This is a genomic window from Sphingomonas sp. FW306-1B-B10E (assembly GCF_058782005.1).
In genome coordinates this window covers 41,011-57,055 of sequence record NZ_JBYSXG010000027.1, presented here as the reverse complement: position 1 = coordinate 57,055, position 16,045 = coordinate 41,011, and the positions used below count along the sequence as shown (strand labels likewise).

17 protein-coding genes are annotated in these 16,045 nt (G+C 67.4%); 8 read left to right on the top strand and 9 right to left on the bottom strand.

Features of this window, described 5'->3' with window-relative positions; all coding sequences use genetic code 11:
* Positions 1–33 precede the first annotated feature (33 nt).
* Positions 34–1,128 (bottom strand): phosphoribosylformylglycinamidine cyclo-ligase, encoded by a 1,095-nt coding sequence (purM, locus tag AC3WJI_RS12120; protein WP_492757527.1) that lies wholly within the window; start codon positions 1,126–1,128, stop codon positions 34–36.
* A 221-nt stretch (positions 1,129–1,349) separates the two neighbouring features.
* Here purM and AC3WJI_RS12115 point away from each other — a divergent pair, with 221 nt between their 5' ends.
* The 4 genes from AC3WJI_RS12115 to AC3WJI_RS12100 are packed head-to-tail and all read left to right on the top strand — an operon-like array spanning position 1,350 to position 6,922.
* The gene (locus tag AC3WJI_RS12115; protein ID WP_492757526.1) at positions 1,350–2,633 is read left to right on the top strand and encodes a heavy-metal-associated domain-containing protein; all 1,284 of its coding nucleotides are present in this window, start codon (positions 1,350–1,352) and stop codon (positions 2,631–2,633) included.
* Complete coding sequence (locus tag AC3WJI_RS12110; RefSeq protein ID WP_492757525.1) at positions 2,630–3,238, top strand: P-loop NTPase family protein; 609 nt, start codon at positions 2,630–2,632, stop codon at positions 3,236–3,238. The genes AC3WJI_RS12115 and AC3WJI_RS12110 overlap by 4 nt, the downstream gene beginning before the upstream one ends.
* Before the next feature lie 46 nt (positions 3,239–3,284).
* Positions 3,285–5,429 carry an RNA degradosome polyphosphate kinase gene (locus tag AC3WJI_RS12105; RefSeq protein WP_492757524.1) on the top strand — a complete coding sequence of 715 codons (2,145 nt, stop codon included), beginning with the start codon at positions 3,285–3,287 and terminating at the stop codon, positions 5,427–5,429.
* On the top strand, positions 5,429–6,922 hold the full coding sequence (locus AC3WJI_RS12100; protein WP_492757523.1) for a Ppx/GppA phosphatase family protein: 1,494 nt from the start codon (positions 5,429–5,431) through the stop codon (positions 6,920–6,922). Before AC3WJI_RS12105 ends, AC3WJI_RS12100 begins: the two co-directional genes overlap by 1 nt.
* Positions 6,923–6,959: 37 nt before the next feature.
* Here AC3WJI_RS12100 and AC3WJI_RS12095 read toward each other — a convergent pair whose 3' ends face one another.
* From AC3WJI_RS12095 to AC3WJI_RS12080, 4 genes are read right to left on the bottom strand one after another with little or no spacing between them, the layout of a single operon-like run.
* Positions 6,960–7,247: an I78 family peptidase inhibitor gene (locus AC3WJI_RS12095; protein WP_492757522.1), complete on the bottom strand. Its 288-nt coding sequence runs from the start codon at positions 7,245–7,247 to the stop codon at positions 6,960–6,962.
* Entirely contained in the window at positions 7,247–8,419 is a 1,173-nt protein-coding gene (gene rnd, locus AC3WJI_RS12090) for a ribonuclease D (RefSeq protein WP_492757521.1), read from the bottom strand. Before rnd ends, AC3WJI_RS12095 begins: the two co-directional genes overlap by 1 nt.
* A gap of 58 nt (positions 8,420–8,477) precedes the next feature.
* The gene (locus tag AC3WJI_RS12085) at positions 8,478–9,128 is read right to left on the bottom strand and encodes a hypothetical protein (RefSeq protein ID WP_492757520.1); all 651 of its coding nucleotides are present in this window, start codon (positions 9,126–9,128) and stop codon (positions 8,478–8,480) included.
* The gene (locus AC3WJI_RS12080) at positions 9,128–9,532 is read right to left on the bottom strand and encodes a hypothetical protein (protein ID WP_492757519.1); all 405 of its coding nucleotides are present in this window, start codon (positions 9,530–9,532) and stop codon (positions 9,128–9,130) included. The genes AC3WJI_RS12085 and AC3WJI_RS12080 overlap by 1 nt, the downstream gene beginning before the upstream one ends.
* A gap of 95 nt (positions 9,533–9,627) precedes the next feature.
* On the opposite strand from AC3WJI_RS12080, the gene aspS reads away from it, so the two are divergent.
* Both aspS and AC3WJI_RS12070 read left to right on the top strand, forming a co-directional pair.
* Positions 9,628–11,466, top strand: a complete 1,839-nt coding sequence (aspS, locus tag AC3WJI_RS12075; RefSeq protein ID WP_492757518.1) for an aspartate--tRNA ligase — start codon at positions 9,628–9,630, stop codon at positions 11,464–11,466.
* 155 nt (positions 11,467–11,621) lie between these two features.
* Positions 11,622–12,395 (top strand): polyphosphate kinase 2 family protein, encoded by a 774-nt coding sequence (locus AC3WJI_RS12070; RefSeq protein WP_492757517.1) that lies wholly within the window; start codon positions 11,622–11,624, stop codon positions 12,393–12,395.
* Between the two features lie 27 nt (positions 12,396–12,422).
* Here the strand turns inward: AC3WJI_RS12070 and AC3WJI_RS12065 are convergent, their stop codons facing one another.
* On the bottom strand, positions 12,423–12,869 hold the full coding sequence (locus AC3WJI_RS12065) for a hypothetical protein (protein WP_492757516.1): 447 nt from the start codon (positions 12,867–12,869) through the stop codon (positions 12,423–12,425).
* A gap of 29 nt (positions 12,870–12,898) precedes the next feature.
* Complete coding sequence (locus tag AC3WJI_RS12060; protein WP_492757515.1) at positions 12,899–13,528, bottom strand: carbonic anhydrase; 630 nt, start codon at positions 13,526–13,528, stop codon at positions 12,899–12,901.
* A gap of 116 nt (positions 13,529–13,644) precedes the next feature.
* Between AC3WJI_RS12060 and lipA the strand changes: the two genes are divergently transcribed.
* A complete protein-coding gene (lipA, locus tag AC3WJI_RS12055; RefSeq protein WP_492757514.1) occupies positions 13,645–14,577 on the top strand; it encodes a lipoyl synthase in 933 nt (310 codons plus the stop codon).
* Complete coding sequence (locus AC3WJI_RS12050) at positions 14,577–15,032, top strand: type II toxin-antitoxin system RatA family toxin (protein WP_492757513.1); 456 nt, start codon at positions 14,577–14,579, stop codon at positions 15,030–15,032. The genes lipA and AC3WJI_RS12050 overlap by 1 nt, the downstream gene beginning before the upstream one ends.
* Here the strand turns inward: AC3WJI_RS12050 and AC3WJI_RS12045 are convergent.
* The gene (locus AC3WJI_RS12045; RefSeq protein ID WP_492757512.1) at positions 15,029–15,400 is read right to left on the bottom strand and encodes a hypothetical protein; all 372 of its coding nucleotides are present in this window, start codon (positions 15,398–15,400) and stop codon (positions 15,029–15,031) included. The genes AC3WJI_RS12050 and AC3WJI_RS12045 overlap by 4 nt on opposite strands.
* A 58-nt stretch (positions 15,401–15,458) precedes the next feature.
* Complete coding sequence (locus AC3WJI_RS12040) at positions 15,459–15,992, bottom strand: CinA family protein (protein ID WP_492757511.1); 534 nt, start codon at positions 15,990–15,992, stop codon at positions 15,459–15,461.
* Positions 15,993–16,045: the final 53 nt, after the last annotated feature.

Sequence of the window (16,045 nt, the reverse complement as noted above, 5' to 3'; positions counted from 1 at the left end):
TCCCCCGACCCCTCCCGCAAGCGGGAGGGGAGACTATTCGCCATGCGTCGCGCTCCAATCGGCGCGGGCGCTCCAGGTCTCGGCGGGGCCGGATACGGTGCAGCCGCGCGGGCCCTGCTCGACGGCGCCGATGCGGAACGCCGTCTCGCCGGCGGCGGCCAGTTCGGCGGACACCGCATCGGCATCCTCCGGCGCGACCGCGGCGACCATGCCGATCCCGCAATTGAAGGTGCGCGCCATTTCCTCGGGCTCGATATTGCCTTGCGCCTGGAGGAACGCCATCAGTCGCGGGAGGGGCCAGGCAGCGGCATCGATGCGGGCGTGGCAGCCTTCGGGCAGCACGCGCGGGACGTTCTCAAGCAGTCCGCCGCCGGTGATATGGGCGAGGCCTCGGATCGTGCTTTTGCGCAGCTGCGGAAGCAGGCTCGCGACATAGATCCGCGTCGGCGCCATCAGCGCGTCGAGCAGGATCACGTCCTGATCGAACAGCGCCGGGCGATCGAGCTTCCAGCCCTTGTCGGCGGCGAGTCGGCGGACGAGCGAGAAGCCGTTCGAGTGGATGCCGGTGGAGGCAAGCCCGAGCAGCACGTCGCCGGGGCGGATCGCGCTGCCGTCGAGCAGCTGGTCGCGCTCGACAGCGCCGACGCAGAAGCCGGCAAGGTCGTAATCGCCCTCGGCATACATGCCGGGCATCTCGGCGGTCTCGCCGCCGATCAGCGCGCAGCCGGCCTGGCGGCAGCCCTCGGCGATCGACGCGATTACGCGCTCGGCCGTCTCGGGGACCAGTCTGCCGCTGGCATAATAGTCGAGAAAGAAGAGCGGTTCGGCGCCCTGGACGATCAGATCGTTGGCGCACATCGCGACCAGGTCGACGCCGACGCCGTCATGCGCGTCATGTTCGATCGCAAGTTTGAGCTTGGTGCCGACGCCGTCGTTCGCCGCGACGAGCAGGGGATCCTTGAACCCCGCCGCCTTGAGGTCGAACACCCCGCCGAATCCGCCCAGGGCGGCATCGGCGCCGGGGCGGCGAGTGGATTTGGCGAGCGGGCCGATCGCGCGGACCAGCGCATTGCCGGCCGCGATCGAGACGCCTGCCTGGGCGTAGGTATAGGCTTTGGGGTCGGTCATGGGGGATGCGCTTAGCGGGGAGTTGTACATTCGTCACCCCGGCGTCCGGCGAAGAAAGTACGGCACTTCGACAAGCTCAGGGCGAACGGGTGGTGAGGGAGGTCCGCCTATCCCCGTTCGTGCTGAGCTTGTTCGAAGCACTGTTCTTCTTCCACGCCTCCAGGCAGCGCGTACAATCGCCGCTTGGCTTCGCGCGCGCGCTTCGCCAAAAGGGCGGCCGCATGCAGCTTTCCCGCATTTCCCTCGCCATCGGTGTCGCCGGCGCGCTCGCTCTCGCAGGGGCGGGCATGGTGATGGCGCAGGGCGAGGCGGGCGGCGCGAGCGCGGTGCCGATCGACGCCTCGGGCAGCTTCGAGGTGTCCGGGGTCCAGGTCGACGTGTCGGGCAAGACCGCCGATGCGGCGCGGCAGGGCGGCTGGCGGCTCGCGCAGCGCAAGGGCTGGGAAATGCTGTCCGAGCGGCTGACCGGCAAGAAATCGACCCTCGGCGATTCGGCACTCGACGCCCTGGTCACCGGAATCGTCGTCGAGCGCGAGCAGATCGGGCCGTCGCGTTATATCGCCAAACTCGGGGTGCTGTTCGATCGCGGCAAGGCGGGGGGTATTCTGGGCGTGTCGACCGCGGTGTCGCGCTCGGCGCCGATGTTGCTGCTGCCGCTCGAGTTCTCCGGCGGGACCGGCCGGGTGTTCGAGCGCGAGACGGCTTGGTCGAAGGCCTGGAACCGCTTCCGCGCCGGCGGCAGCACGATCGACTATGTCCGGCTGCGCGGCACCGGACCCGACGCGATGCTGCTCAATGCCGGGCAGACGATCCGCCGCGGGCGCAATTGGTGGCGCACGGTGCTCGACCAATATGGCGCGTCGGACGTGCTCGTCGCCGAGGTCCAGCTGCGCCGCGAATATCCCGGCGGCCCGATCATCGGGGTGTTCGCCGCCAATCACGGGCCCGACAAACGCCCGATCGCGAGCTTCGCGCTCCGCGTCGACAATGGCGATTCGCTCGATGCGTTGCTCGACGCGGGCATCGTGCGGCTCGACCAGGCCTATCAAAAGGCGCTCGCATCGGGGCTGCTGCGCCCCGACGCCTTGCTCGCCACGCGTCCGCCGCGGGTCAAGACCGCCGAGGAGCTCGCCGCCGAGGCCGAAGCGCTCGCTGCCGCGGAGGCGACGCCGACGCCGGAAGCGAGTGCGACCAGCGCCGCGACCGCGACCTTCACCGTCCAGGTCGATACGCCGAGCGCGGCGGCGCTGACCGCCTCCGAATCGGCGGTACGCGGGGTGCCGGGCGTGCGCTCGGCAGTGACCACCAGCCTGGCGCTGGGCGGCGTATCGGTGATGCGGGTGGGCTTTGACGGGCCGATCGCGAGCCTGCGCGCGGCGCTCGAGGCGCGCGGCTGGCAGGTGCAGGAAGGCGCAGGCGTGCTGCTCATCCGCCGCGGCGGCGGGGCACGACCGCCCGCGCCGGCGCCTTCGCCCACGGCGACGAGCAGCCCGGCGGCCAAATGAGCCAATTGCGCCTGCCGCTCGGACTGCCCGAGGCGCGCGAGACGGAATTCCTGGTCGGCGAATCGAACGCGCGCGCGGTCCATCAGCTCGAACATTGGGCGACCTGGCCGGTGATGTCGGCCCTGCTCGTGGGGCCGCGCAAGTCGGGACGCAGCCTGCTCGCACGGATCTTCGCGGCGAAGAGCGGCGGACGGATCCTCGACGATGCCGACCGCGCGAAGGAGGCCGACGTGTTCCACGCCTGGAACCAGGCACAGCAGGAGCGCCGGCCGCTGCTGATCGTCGCCGAGGCGACGCCGCCGGTGTGGGACGTCAAGCTGCCAGACCTGCGCTCGCGGCTCGCCGCGTCGCCCTTGCTCACGCTCGGGCCTCCGGACGACGCGCTGATGCCCCAATTGATCGAACGCGCCTTCGAACGCCACCTGCTCCATGCGAGACCCGAGGTGATCGCATGGCTCGCCAAGCGGATCGAACGCAGCCATGTCGCGATCCTGCGCGTTGCCGACGTGCTGGAGACCGAATCGGTCGACACGCGGCTATCGATCCCGGCGATGCGCGCGGTGCTCGCGGCAAATGGTCTCATAACCGAAACGGACGAACCCTAGGGCGATGAACAAGGCAGCAAGACCGCAGGCCGCAGGGGGCGTTTCGATGACCGATCAACCGGCTGACCAGGGCAGCCGTTATTTCAATCGCGAGCTGAGCTGGCTAGCGTTCAACCGCCGGGTGATGGAAGAGGCCTGCAATCCCGCGCATCCGCTGCTCGAGCGGCTCCGCTTCCTGTCGATCTCGGGCTCGAACTTCGACGAATTCTTCATGGTCCGCGTCGCTGGGCTGATGGGCCAGCAGCTCCAGCGCGTGGAGGCACGCTCGGCCGACGGGATGACCCCGGGGCAGCAGCTCGCGGCGATCTCCGCCGAGGCCGAGATCCTTGCCGACAGCCAGCAGAGCGTCTGGCACGACATTCGCAGCCAGCTCGATGAGGTCGGCATCCACGTGCTCGAGCCCGACGCGATCGAGGGCGAGACCGAGGCCTGGCTGCTGGGCCATTTCCGCGAGCAGATCTTTCCGATCCTGACCCCGCAGGCGCTCGACCCGGCGCATCCGTTTCCGTTCATCCCCAACCAGGGATCGAGCGTGATCTTCGACCTCGTCCGCCGGTCGGATCGCGAGCCTATCCGCGAACTCGTGCTCCTGCCGACGACGATGCCGCGCTTCGTGCGGCTGCCGGGCGAGCCGGCGCGCTATGTCGCGGTCGAGGTGCTGCTCAAGCATTTCACCGACCTGCTGTTCCCCGGCTACGACGTGCTCGGCTCCGCGGCGTTCCGCGTGCTGCGCGACAGCGATCTCGAAATCGAGGAAGAGGCCGAAGACCTCGTCATGACCTTCCGTTCGGCAATCAAGCGGCGGCGGCGAGGGCGGGTGATCCGTTTGGAGATGGAGGACGGCATCTCCTCCGATCTCGAAGCGGTGCTCAAGGAAGAGCTGGGCGGCAGCGAGGCGTTGCTGACCGAGACCGGCGGCTTCATCGGCATCGGCGACCTGTCGATGATGGTCGACGAGGACCGGCCCGACCTGAAGTTCACCCCCTATTCGGCGCGCTTTCCCGAGCGCGTGCGCGAATATGGCGGCGATTGCTTCGCGGCGATCCGCGCCAAGGACATCGTCGTCCACCATCCCTATGAGAGCTTCGACGTCGTGCTGTCGTTCCTGGGGCAGGCGGCGAGCGACCCCGACGTCGTCGCGATCAAGCAGACGCTCTATCGCGCGGGCAAGCAGCCCGCGGTGATCAACGCACTGATCGCCGCGGCCGAGGCGGGCAAGTCGGTGACCGCGGTCGTCGAATTGAAGGCGCGCTTCGACGAGGAGCAGAACCTCTATTGGGCGACCGCGCTCGAACGCGCCGGCGTGCAGGTGGTCTACGGGTTCATCGACTGGAAGACCCATGCCAAGGTCTCGATGGTCGTGCGCCGCGAGGCGGGCCAATACCGCACCTATTGCCACTTCGGCACGGGCAATTACCACCCGATCACCGCGCGTATCTACACCGACCTGAGCTTCTTCACCGCCGATCCGCGGGTGGGACGCGACGCGGCGCAATTGTTCAACTACGTCACCGGCTATGTCGAGCCGGCGTCGCTGGAACTGCTCAGCATCAGTCCGCGCGACCTGCGCAACAAGCTGGTCGAGATGATCGATGGCGAGATCGCGCATGCTCGCGCCGGGCGGCCCGGGGCGATCTGGGCGAAGATGAACTCGGTGGTCGATCCCGCAGTGATCGAGAAGCTCTACGAGGCGAGCGCGGCAGGCGTCGAGATCGACCTGATCATCCGCGGCATCTGCTGTCTACGCCCCGGCGTGCCCGGGCTTTCCGAGAACATCCGGGTCAAGTCGATCGTCGGACGCTTCCTTGAGCACAGCCGGATCTGGGCGTTCGGCAACGGCAAGGGCCTGCCGGGCGACGGAGCGCGGCTGTTCATCTCCTCGGCCGACTGGATGCCGCGCAACTTCGATCGCCGCGTCGAATTCATGCTGCCGATCCTCAACAAGACGGTGCACGACCAGGTGATGGACCAGGTCATGGTCGCCAACCTGCTCGACGACGAGCAGAGCTGGCAGCTTCAGCCGGACGGCCGCTATGCCCGCACCGAACGCGGTGCCGAGCCGTTCAATCTGCATCGCTATTTCATGACCAACCCGTCGCTGTCCGGCCGCGGCGCGGCGCTGGAGAAGCGCAAGCCGGTGCCGACGCTGTCGCTCAAGCGGCGGCGCGCGGCGGCCAAGAAGGAAGCTTGATGGCCACGCTCCTCCGCAATCCGGAGCATCGGACGGCGCCTGCCAAGGCCCGGACCGCGATCATCGACATCGGCTCGAACTCGGTGCGTCTCGTCGTCTACGAAGGCGCGGCGCGGCTGCCGGCGGTGCTGTTCAACGAGAAGGTGATGGCGGGGCTCGGCCGCTCGCTGAGCGAGACCGGCGCGATCGACAAGGCCGGACTGGCGCGCGCGCGCTCGGCGCTGGCGCGCTTCGCGGCGCTGGCGCGCGAAATGCAGTCGACCGACATCCGCACGGTGGCGACCGCGGCGGTGCGCGACGCGTCCAATGGCGGCGAACTGATTCGCGCCGCCGAGGCGCTGGGGCTCAAGGTCGAATTGCTCTCGGGCGTCGAGGAAGCCACCGCCTCCGGCCTGGGCGTGCTTTCGGGCATCCCCGATGCCGATGGCGTGGTCGGCGACCTGGGCGGCGGCAGCCTCGAGCTGGTCCGCGTCGTCGCGGGGACGATCACCGATCGCGCGTCGTTTCCGCTGGGGGTGCTGCGGCTCGGCGCGATCCGGGCCGAAGGCAAGGATGCACTCGACCGGCGCGTCGGCAAGCTGATCGCCGAATCGGGTTGGGCCGGGCGCGGGAAGGGGCTGCCTTTCTATCTCGTCGGCGGATCGTGGCGTGCGCTGGCGCGGCTCGACATGCACCGCACCGGCTATTTGCTGCCGGTGGTGCATCAATACCCGATCGCGCTCGGCCGCGTCGGCGAATTGCAGCAGGTGCTGGCCGAGATCCCGCGCGCCGAATTGAAGGCGATCCCCGACATTTCGAGCGCGCGCATCCCGACCTTGGGCGACGCCACCGCGCTGCTGGCAAGCGTGCTGCGCCATCTCGGCAGCAGCGGCAGCGTGGTCTCGGCCTATGGCTTGCGCGAAGGCCTGCTGTACCAGCGGCTCACCGCCGATCAGCGGCTCGAAGATCCGCTGATCGCGGCGGCGCGCGACGAGGGCGAGCGCTCCGGACGTTTCCCCGAGCATGGCGACCTGCTCGACGCGTGGATCGCGCCCTTGTTCGACGATGCGCCCGAGCTGGCCCGGCTGCGCCATGCGGCGTGCCTGCTCGCCGACGTCGGCTGGCGCGCCAACCCCGAATTTCGCGCCGAACGCGGCATGGAAATCGCGCTGCATGGCAATTGGGTGGCGATCGACGCGCCGGGCCGTGCGGTGCTCGCGCAGGCGCTCTACACTGCGCTGGGCGGCGGCACCGGCTGCCCCGCGCCGCTCGAACGCCTCGCCGATGCGGAGTCGCTTGCCCATGCACGGCTCTGGGGGCTGGCGATCCGGCTGGGGCAGCGGTTGAGCGGCGGCGTGGCGGCGCCCCTCAAACGTTCGCACCTCACGCTGGAGGACGGCACGCTCGCGCTGGCGCTCGAACATCAGGACGAGGCGCTGTACGGCGAGGCGGTCGAAAAGCGTCACAAGGCGCTGGCAGCGGCGTTCGAGCGCGAGCCGGTGCTGGAGGTGTGAGACCGTCATGCTCCTGCGAAAGCAGGAGCACGAGGCATTAGCCGCAGTGCGCGCGGGTGATCTTGCCCTGCTCGTCGATGTCGAGATTGAGCCGGTCCTCGCGGTAGTCCATCGTCACGGCCATGCCCGGCGCGATCCAGCGGATCGTCTTGGCGCCCGACAGGCGCAGCGCCTGCTTGGCGACCGCCTCGCTGCGCGCCTTGCCGGTCAGGCCGCCCAGACCGTCGGCGACGCACTTGCCCGGCGGCGGGGCCGTTTCGGGCTTGGTGTCATAGGTGCAGGCGCCGGTGGCGAGCAGTGCCAGCGGAAACACGATGCGGATCATCAAGACGGCTCCTCGGTTCGAGTCATCTTGAGCTTTCCGTTGCGGACGGTGAACCCGAGCTGACCTTCGACCAATTCGAGCGCGTCGCGGCCGAATTGCTCGAAGCGCCAGCCCTGGAGGATCGACAGATCCTCTCGGACGCCGGCGGCGAGCGCCTCGAGGTCGTCCGAGCGCGCGAGCAGCCGCGCGGCGACGTTGATCTCCTTGGCACGGATCTTGAGCAGCAGCTTGAGCAGGTCAGCGACGAGCGCGCCGTCTTTTCCCAGAGCGGGCTTGCGGTCGTCGCGCGGCGGGAGCTCGTCGCCCGACATCGGCCGCGCGCTTTCCAGAGCCGCCATCAGCCGGCCGCCGATATCGTTGCCGCCCCAGGCCGGCGACAGCCCGCGGACCTTGGCGAGGTCGCCCTGCTTGCGCGGCGGGGTGCCGGCAAGGTCGGCGAGCGTCTCGTCCTTGATGATCCGGCCGCGCGGCAAGTCCTTGCCCTGCGCCTCGATCTCGCGCCAGCGGGCGAGCGCCTTCAGGCGGCCGAGCACCTCGGGCTTGCGGCTGGAGACGCGGACGCGCTGCCACGCCTGGTCGGGGTCGTTGCGGTAGTTTCCGGGGTCGGCGAGCCGCTCCATCTCCTGGTCGAGCCATTGGCCCCGCCCTGTCTTGCGCAGCTTCTCGAGCATTTTGGGGAAGATCTCGGAGAGATAGGTGACGTCGCAGATCGCATAGTCGATCTGGCGCTTGTCGAGCGGGCGGCGGCTCCAGTCGGTAAAGCGGGCGCCCTTGTCGACGGTGATGCCGAGATAGGTGTCGACGAGGTTCGAATAGCCGATCTGCTCGCCCTGGCCGAGCGCCATCGCCGCGACCTGGGTGTCGAACAGAGGATGGGGGGTCTTGCCGGTGAGGTTGTAGACGATCTCGATGTCCTGCCCGCCGGCGTGGAAGACCTTGAGCACGTCCTCATTGTCGACGAGCAGGTCGAGCAGCGGCTGCATGTCGATGCCGCCCATCGGGTCCACCGCGGCCGCCTCCTCGTCGTCAGCGATCTGGATGAGGCAGAGCTCGGGCCAGTAGCTGTTTTCGCGCATGAACTCGGTGTCCACGCAGATGTACGGCTTGTTGGCGAAACGGGCGCAGAGGTTGGCGAGAGTCGCGCTGTCTTCGATCAGACCATGGATATGCATCCGGGGCCCATATACTGGTCTTCGAGCGGGAACAATTGCATCCGCGCAGGATGTGGCATCAGGGCGCGTTGAGGATCAGTAATGGCGGCTTGCTCGGCGGCGGCTTGTCCTCGGGCGGGTTGGCGGCCCAGGCGTAGAGGCCGAAGCCTGCCAGCGCGAGCGGCGTGCCGAAATAGAGCGCCCAGACCAGCGAGGCGAATTTGTAGCGGACGTAGAGGAAGCTACCTTCGCCCATCAAGGTGGGGAGGAAGCCGAGGAATTCGGCCATGAACGCCTGGTCCGCCTCGGTCTTGCCCACCTCATGCTGCTCAGCCTTGCGGCGGAGGCCGGCGAGATCGGTGGCCGAGCCCGGGAGCAGGCCTTTGTACCGTTTGTCGAGCTTGTCGCGCGTACGCTTGAGCGCGCCGCGTCGCGCCTCGGTGAGGCCGGGAAAGTCGACGCTTTCCACGGTGAGCACCGCGATGGCGTTGACGAGGATCAGCGCCAGCCCGACGAAACCGACCGCGACTCCCGCGCCGGCGAGGCCGAGCCGGGAAGCGTGCACCTCGAAATCGAGACTGCCGAGCTTGGTCAGCGAGCTGCCGGCGAAGATCCCCACCGCCGTCGCGGTTACGCCGCCGACCAGCCATTTCGCCGTATCCCGAAGACTTGCCACCGCGGCGGCGTTGGCGGCGAGTACCGCGGCATCGGGGTCCGCGTCGCCCGCCATCAATCCTCGTCAGGCTCAATATCGAGCATCAGCGAAACGCTGTCGAAACGCTTGTCGATCTCTTCCGATAGCCGGGCGAGGCTTGCGGCATCGAACTCCTTGACGCCTTCGACGATGACGATCGGTACGCTCGTGCCGTCGAACGCATGCTCGTCGAAATCGAGCCCCTGCAGGATTTGCGTGACTTCCGAGTCGTCGAGTGTGCCGGAGACCTGGAAGGCAGGCCACCCCCGGCGCCAGTCGCGTCCCTGCTTGGTCGGCGGCGGCGGAGCCGGCGCAGGCGGCGTGGCGGGCTTGGGAGTGGGCGTGACGGTGCGCGTGCGCTGCGTGGCCACCTCGAACGCCCTGCCATGCGCTTCGAAACGGATCATGCCGTCGATGTCGGGTGTCGCCTTGATCGCCATGTCGCTATCCCCTGCAAACAGAAGAACACCATTCGCGGCGCTTGACAACGGGGTTTTGATCCGGTGTGGCGGCGCCCTCTTTGCAGGACCCCGACATGCACATCTATCGCACCCATAACTGCGCCGCGCTGCGCGCCGCCAATGTCGGCGAGGAAGTCCGCCTGTCGGGCTGGGTCCACCGCAAGCGCGATCACGGCGACCTGGTCTTCATCGACCTGCGCGACCATTATGGCATCACCCAGATCGTCACCGACATCAGCGGCCCGGCCTTCGCCGCGATCGAATCGCTGCGCAGCGAGGCGGTGGTGACCGTCACCGGCAAGGTGATCGCGCGCGACGCCAGCGTGGTGAACCCGAACCTGCCCACCGGCGAGATCGAGGTCCGCGCCGCCGAGGTGACCGTCCAGAGCAACGCGCAGGAGCTGCCGCTGCCCGTATTCGGCGACGCCGAATATCCCGAGGACATCCGCCTGCGCTATCGCTTTCTCGATCTGCGCCGCGAGCGGCTCCACAAGAACATCCTGCTGCGCTCGAACGTCATCGCGTCGCTGCGCCGGCGGATGATCGACCAGGGCTTCACCGAGTTCCAGACGCCGATCCTGACCGCGAGCAGCCCCGAGGGCGCGCGCGACTATCTGGTCCCGAGCCGCGTCCACCCGGGCAAGTTCTACGCGCTTCCGCAGGCGCCGCAGATGTTCAAGCAGCTGCTGATGGTGGCCGGCTTCGACCGCTATTTCCAGATCGCGCCGTGTTTCCGCGACGAGGATGCGCGCGCCGATCGCAGCCCGGGCGAATTCTACCAGCTCGACTTCGAGATGAGCTTCGTCACGCAGGACGACGTCTTCGCGGCGATCGAGCCGGTGCTCCACGGCGTGTTCGAGGAATTCGCGGACTGGGAAGGCAAGGGGCGCAGCGTCTCGGCACTGCCGTTCAAGCGCATCCCGTACCGCGAATCGATGCTGAAATACGGCAACGACAAGCCCGATCTGCGCAACCCGCTGCTGATTACCGACGTCACTACGCAGTTCAAGGGCTCGGGCTTCGGCCGCTTTGCCTCGATGGTCGAGGGCGGCGACGTGGTCCGCGCGATCCCGGCGCCGAGCACCCACGAGAAGAGCCGCAAATTCTTCGACGACATGAATAGCTGGGCGCAGTCCGAGGGTTTCCCCGGTCTCGGTTATGCGACGCAGAAGGACGGCGTGTTCGGCGGTCCGATCGCCAACAATCACGGCCAGGACGGCATGAAGGCGATTGCGGAAGCGATGGGCCTCGGCCCGAACGACGGCATCTTCTTCGCCGCGGGCAAGGAAGCGCAGGCCGCCAAGCTCGCCGGGTTCGCGCGAACCCGCGTCGCCGACCAGCTCGGTCTGATCGATGGGAGCCGCTTCGAATTCTGCTGGATCGTCGATTTCCCGATGTTCGAGGCCGACGAGGACACCGGCAAGATCGACTTCAGCCACAACCCGTTCAGCATGCCGCAGGGCGAATTGGAGGCGCTGGAGACCAAGGACCCGCTCGACATCCTGGCGTTCCAATACGACATCGTCTGCAACGGCGTCGAATTGAGCTCGGGCGCGATCCGGAACCACCGCCCCGAGATCATGTACAAGGCGTTCGAGATCGCCGGCTACAGCCAAGCCGATGTCGACGCTAACTTCGCGGGCATGATCAACGCGTTCAAGTTCGGCGCGCCGCCGCACGGCGGCTCGGCGCCGGGCGTCGACCGTATCGTGATGCTGCTGGCAGACGAGCCCAATATCCGCGAGGTGATCGTCTTCCCGATGACGCAGAAGGCCGAGGACCTGATGATGCAGGCACCAAGCTTCGTCAGCGAGAAGCAGCTCAAGGAACTCAACATCCGCCTCGCGCCGCAGGTGGCCGCCGATCTGGCAAAGAAGGGCACCGACGGAATCGTCGATCCGGCGGCGGGCTGAGCCCGATCTCCCGCTCCCTTCGGGAGCGGGAAGGGGCCCGCGAGCGCAGCGAGTAGAAAGGGGTGAGGGCAGGACACCCTTCCTGTCCTCACCCTTCCGCCGCTTCGCGGCTCCCCCCTCTCCCAATGGGAGAGGGAATTGGGTACGGCTCCCTTATGACCATCGATCTCAGCGACTACGAAGCCGGCGAGCCTTTCGACGGGCACTACAAGAAGACGCTCAAGAAGCTCCAGAAGCGCCTGAGCCACATCCACTACGCGCATATCGTCCACAAGCGCCGCGCGATCATCGTGTTCGAAGGCTGGGACGCCGCGGGGAAGGGCGGTATCATCCAGCGGCTCACCGCCGAATGGGACCCGCGTTATTTCGAGGTCTGGCCGATTGCGGCGCCCACTCCCGAGGAACTCGCGCACCATTTTCTGTGGCGCTTCTGGCGGCGGCTCCCGGCGCAGCACAACATCGCGATCTTCGACCGCAGCTGGTACGGTCGCGTGCTGGTCGAGCGCGTCGAAGGCTTCGCGAAGGCGGCCGAGTGGCAGCGCGGCTATGACGAGATCAACGATTTCGAGGCACAGCAGGTCGCCGCAGGCACCACGCTGGTCAAGGTCTTCGTCCACGTCACCCAGAAGACGCAGGACCAACGGCTGCGCGACCGGCTCGAACATCCGTGGAAGCGCTGGAAGACCGGCCTCGACGATTATCGTAACCGTGCCAAGCGCGCCGACTATCTGAAGGCAATGGCCGACATGTTCGAGCGCACCGACACCAAGCATGCGCGCTGGATCGTGATCGACGGCAACGACAAGAAATCGGCGCGGATCGCCGCGCTGACCGCGATCGCCGACGCGCTGGAAGCGAAGGTGCCGATGGAGCCGCCCGAACTCGATCCCGAGGTGGAGAAGGCGGCGAAGAGGGCGCTGGGGCTATAGCCGAAGCGAAGTCGATACGCCGCCCGCCTAGAGCAGTAACAGCCCCAACGGCACCACTGCGCCCGCTACCAGCATCGCGATCGAAACGCGTCGCATCGCGCGGTTATTGAGCGCGATCACCACGCCCAACAGCGTCGACGCCATCAGCCCGACCGAGAGCAGGGCGACGAAGATCTTCATCGGCAGCGTCGTTGCCTGCCCGGCGGGCTTTGGCTTCGGCGTGGCGCGTGCCGGCGCGTCGCCCTCGTGCCGGTGCGCGGCCTCGGGCACCGCTGCCCGCGGCATGCGCGAATCCTTGTGGACGCTTGCCATCCACACGATCCAGCCCGGCGGCGTGCCGCCATAACCACGCTCCTCCTGAAGCCGGAACGTCTGAAGCGCGCCGCTCAGCGCAAACAAGAGGATCGCCGGCGCAAAGAACACGCCAACATAATGGTGGTACCGGCGCAGCTTCTGCATCGTCTTGGGCTTCATGGTCTCTCCGGACTTGCGGAAACCTGTCGTCAGGCCGGTGCGAAGCTACCGTCTTCGCCCAACACGTGCAGCACGCCCTCGGCGATCGCGAAATAGGCGCCGTGGAGCGTGAGCGTGCCCGCCGCGACTCGCGCGGCGACGAAGGGGAAGGTCATCAGATTGACCAGCGACACTTTCACGGTCTCCAGCTCGAGTGCGCGCACCGCCTCCGGGCCGTTGCCATGCTCGGCGACGACGCGATCACGCGCCGCGTCGAGCATGTCGACCCAGTGCGCGATGAATCCACCCTCGCCATTGGGCGCGCCTTTGAAACGCTGCGAGAGCGACGCCGAGACGCCGCCGCACGCGCCGTGGCCCATCACAACGATCTCGGGCACTTCGAGCTGCGTCACGGCGAATTCGAGCGCCGCCGAGACGCCGTGGCGGCTGGCATCGTCCTCGAACGGCGGCACCAGATTGGCGACGTTGCGGACCACGAAGATCTCGCCGGGGACGGTATCGAAGATCTGCGCCGGATCGACTCGGCTGTCCGAGCAGGCGATCACCATCACGCGCGGGCTCTGTCCCTCGCGCAACTCCTCCCAGCGTTCGCGGTGGCGGCGATATTCGCTGGTCCGAAAACGCTGATAGCCATCGAGCAGGTCGGTAAAGTCGGTCATGACCGCTCCATACTCCGTCCGATGCGTTTGCAAACCCCGCCTGCGTTCGCGCGATGCAATCGGCGATGCACGCGCGGTTGTTGTGCGTGCACGCGTGCATCGCTATCTGGCGTCGCATGAACGAGATGTCCCCGCTGCCGCGGCCCGAGCGCGTGCGGAAACCCGATTGGATCCGCGTCAAGGCGCCGACCTCGGAAGGCTTCGCCGCGACGCGTGCGCTGATGCGCTCGAAGAGCCTGACCACGGTGTGCGAGGAAGCCGCCTGCCCGAATATCGGCGAGTGCTGGTCGAAGAAGCACGCGACGGTGATGATCCTCGGCGACACCTGCACGCGCGCCTGCGCCTTCTGCAACGTCAAGACCGGCATGCCGCGCGCGGTCGATCCGATGGAGCCGCAGAATGTCGCCGACGCCGCGGCGCAGATGGGGCTGGAGCATATCGTGATCACTTCGGTAGATCGCGACGATCTGCCCGACGGCGGCGCGAAGCAGTTCGTCAAGGTGATCGAGGCGATCCGCAAGTCGAACCCGGTGACGACGATCGAGATTCTCACGCCCGACTTCCGTAACAAGCACGAACAGGCGGTCGAGATGATCGTCGCGGCGCGGCCCGACGTCTACAACCACAATCTCGAGACGGTGCCGCGGCTCTATCCGACGATCCGTCCCGGCGCGCGCTATTATGCATCGCTGCGGCTGCTCGAGACGGTCAAGAAGCTCGACCCGTCGATCTTCACCAAGTCGGGCATCATGCTCGGACTCGGCGAGGAGCGGCTCGAGGTCCACCAGGTGATGGACGACATGCGCAGCGCCGACGTCGATTTCCTGACGATGGGGCAGTATCTCCAGCCGACCCCGCGCCACGCCAAGGTGCAGGAATTCGTCACCCCGCAGGCATTCGGTTCCTACGGCGCGATCGCGCGGGCCAAGGGCTTCCTGCTCGTCGCCTCTTCGCCGCTGACTCGGTCGAGCTATCACGCCGGCGACGATTTCGCGAAGATGCGCGACGCGCGTGCGGCCAAGCTGGCGAAAGCCACTGCAGCCGCCTGATGCCCAAGCATAGCGAGACGCGGGCGCTGCCCTATAGCCCCGAGCAGATGTTCGACCTCGTCGCCGATGTCGGGCGCTATGGCGAGTTCCTGCCCTGGGTCTCGGCCGTACGGGTGCGCTCGAACAGCGATACTCAGATGGTCGCGGACCTGATCGTCGGGTTCAAGGGATTGCGCGAGAGCTTCACCTCGCGCGTCGAGAAGCAGCGGCCCGGGCATATCCGCGTGGACTATCTGGAAGGGCCGCTCAAGCACCTCAACAACGACTGGAAGTTTCGTTCGGACGGGAAGGGCGGCTGCCTCGTCGATTTCTGCGTCGACTTCCAGTTCAAGAACCGCGTGTTCGAGATGCTCGCCGGCCAGGTGTTCGATCGTGCGCTGCGCAAGATGATCAATGCCTTCGAGGAGCGCGCGGCGCGGCTCTACGGCGACGTGGGCGCGCAGAGCGCAGCCTAGCGGCGCGTCACTGAAAGCGATGCATCGTCGATGGTGAGCGAGAGCTGGCGCGGGTCCTTGGCGCGATCGATGACGAACACCGCATCGCCGCGCGCGGCGACGATCGAGCGCATCGCCTGAGTGAGCGGTATGGTGACGGTGGGCACGCGCTTATAGTCGCTCGAAACCTCGACCAGATTCTTGCCGACTCGCCGCACGGTGATCGTCACACCCGATTGCGAGGCGCCGCGCGCGTCGGAAATCACATCGCCTTCATAGACGCCCGCGACCGCGTCGCCGAGGTCGGGCTTGCGCTGGGCCTGCGTGGTAGCCGGCGGGAGCGCCGTGGACGGGACGAGCGACGTCAGGATCAATGCGGTCAGGACCATGCGCGATACTCCCTGGTAGCAGGGACAGCTTAGCGAACGTGAAGGTGTCCGTCGATCCTCAGCCGGCGGTTTCGTCCGCAGCCGCGGGCTCGCCCGGCATCAGCAGTTCGAGCGCGCAGAGCGCCGCTTGAAGCCGCACGCCGGCGCGGCCGGTGTCCTCGAAATGGCGCGCATCGGCGACGATATGCTGCGGATCGGCACCGCGCTCGGCCTGGGCGAACACCACGGTGCCCACCGGCTTCTTCTCGCTGCCGCCATCGGGGCCGGCGATCCCGGTGATCGCCACCGCGACATCGGCGGTGCTGCGCTTGAGCGCGCCCTGCGCCATGCTCCACGCCACTGCGATCGACACCGAGCCGAAGGTCTCGAGCACGTCGCTGCTGACCTTGAGCACCTCGGTCTTGGCTTCGTTCGAATAAGTGACGAACCCCGCCTCGAACACATCGGACGAGCCGGGGATCTCGGTCAGCGCGGCGCTGACCAGCCCACCGGTGCAGCTTTCCGCCACGGCGATCTTGCGCCCGGCGGCGCGGTTGGCCTCGAGCACCCGGCGGGCGGCGTCGACCAGTTTGGCAGGGAGAATCGTATCCATCCCTAGGGTCTCTGCCACCACAAGGTTTCAGTAGCGAGTCTGGAACGATGGAC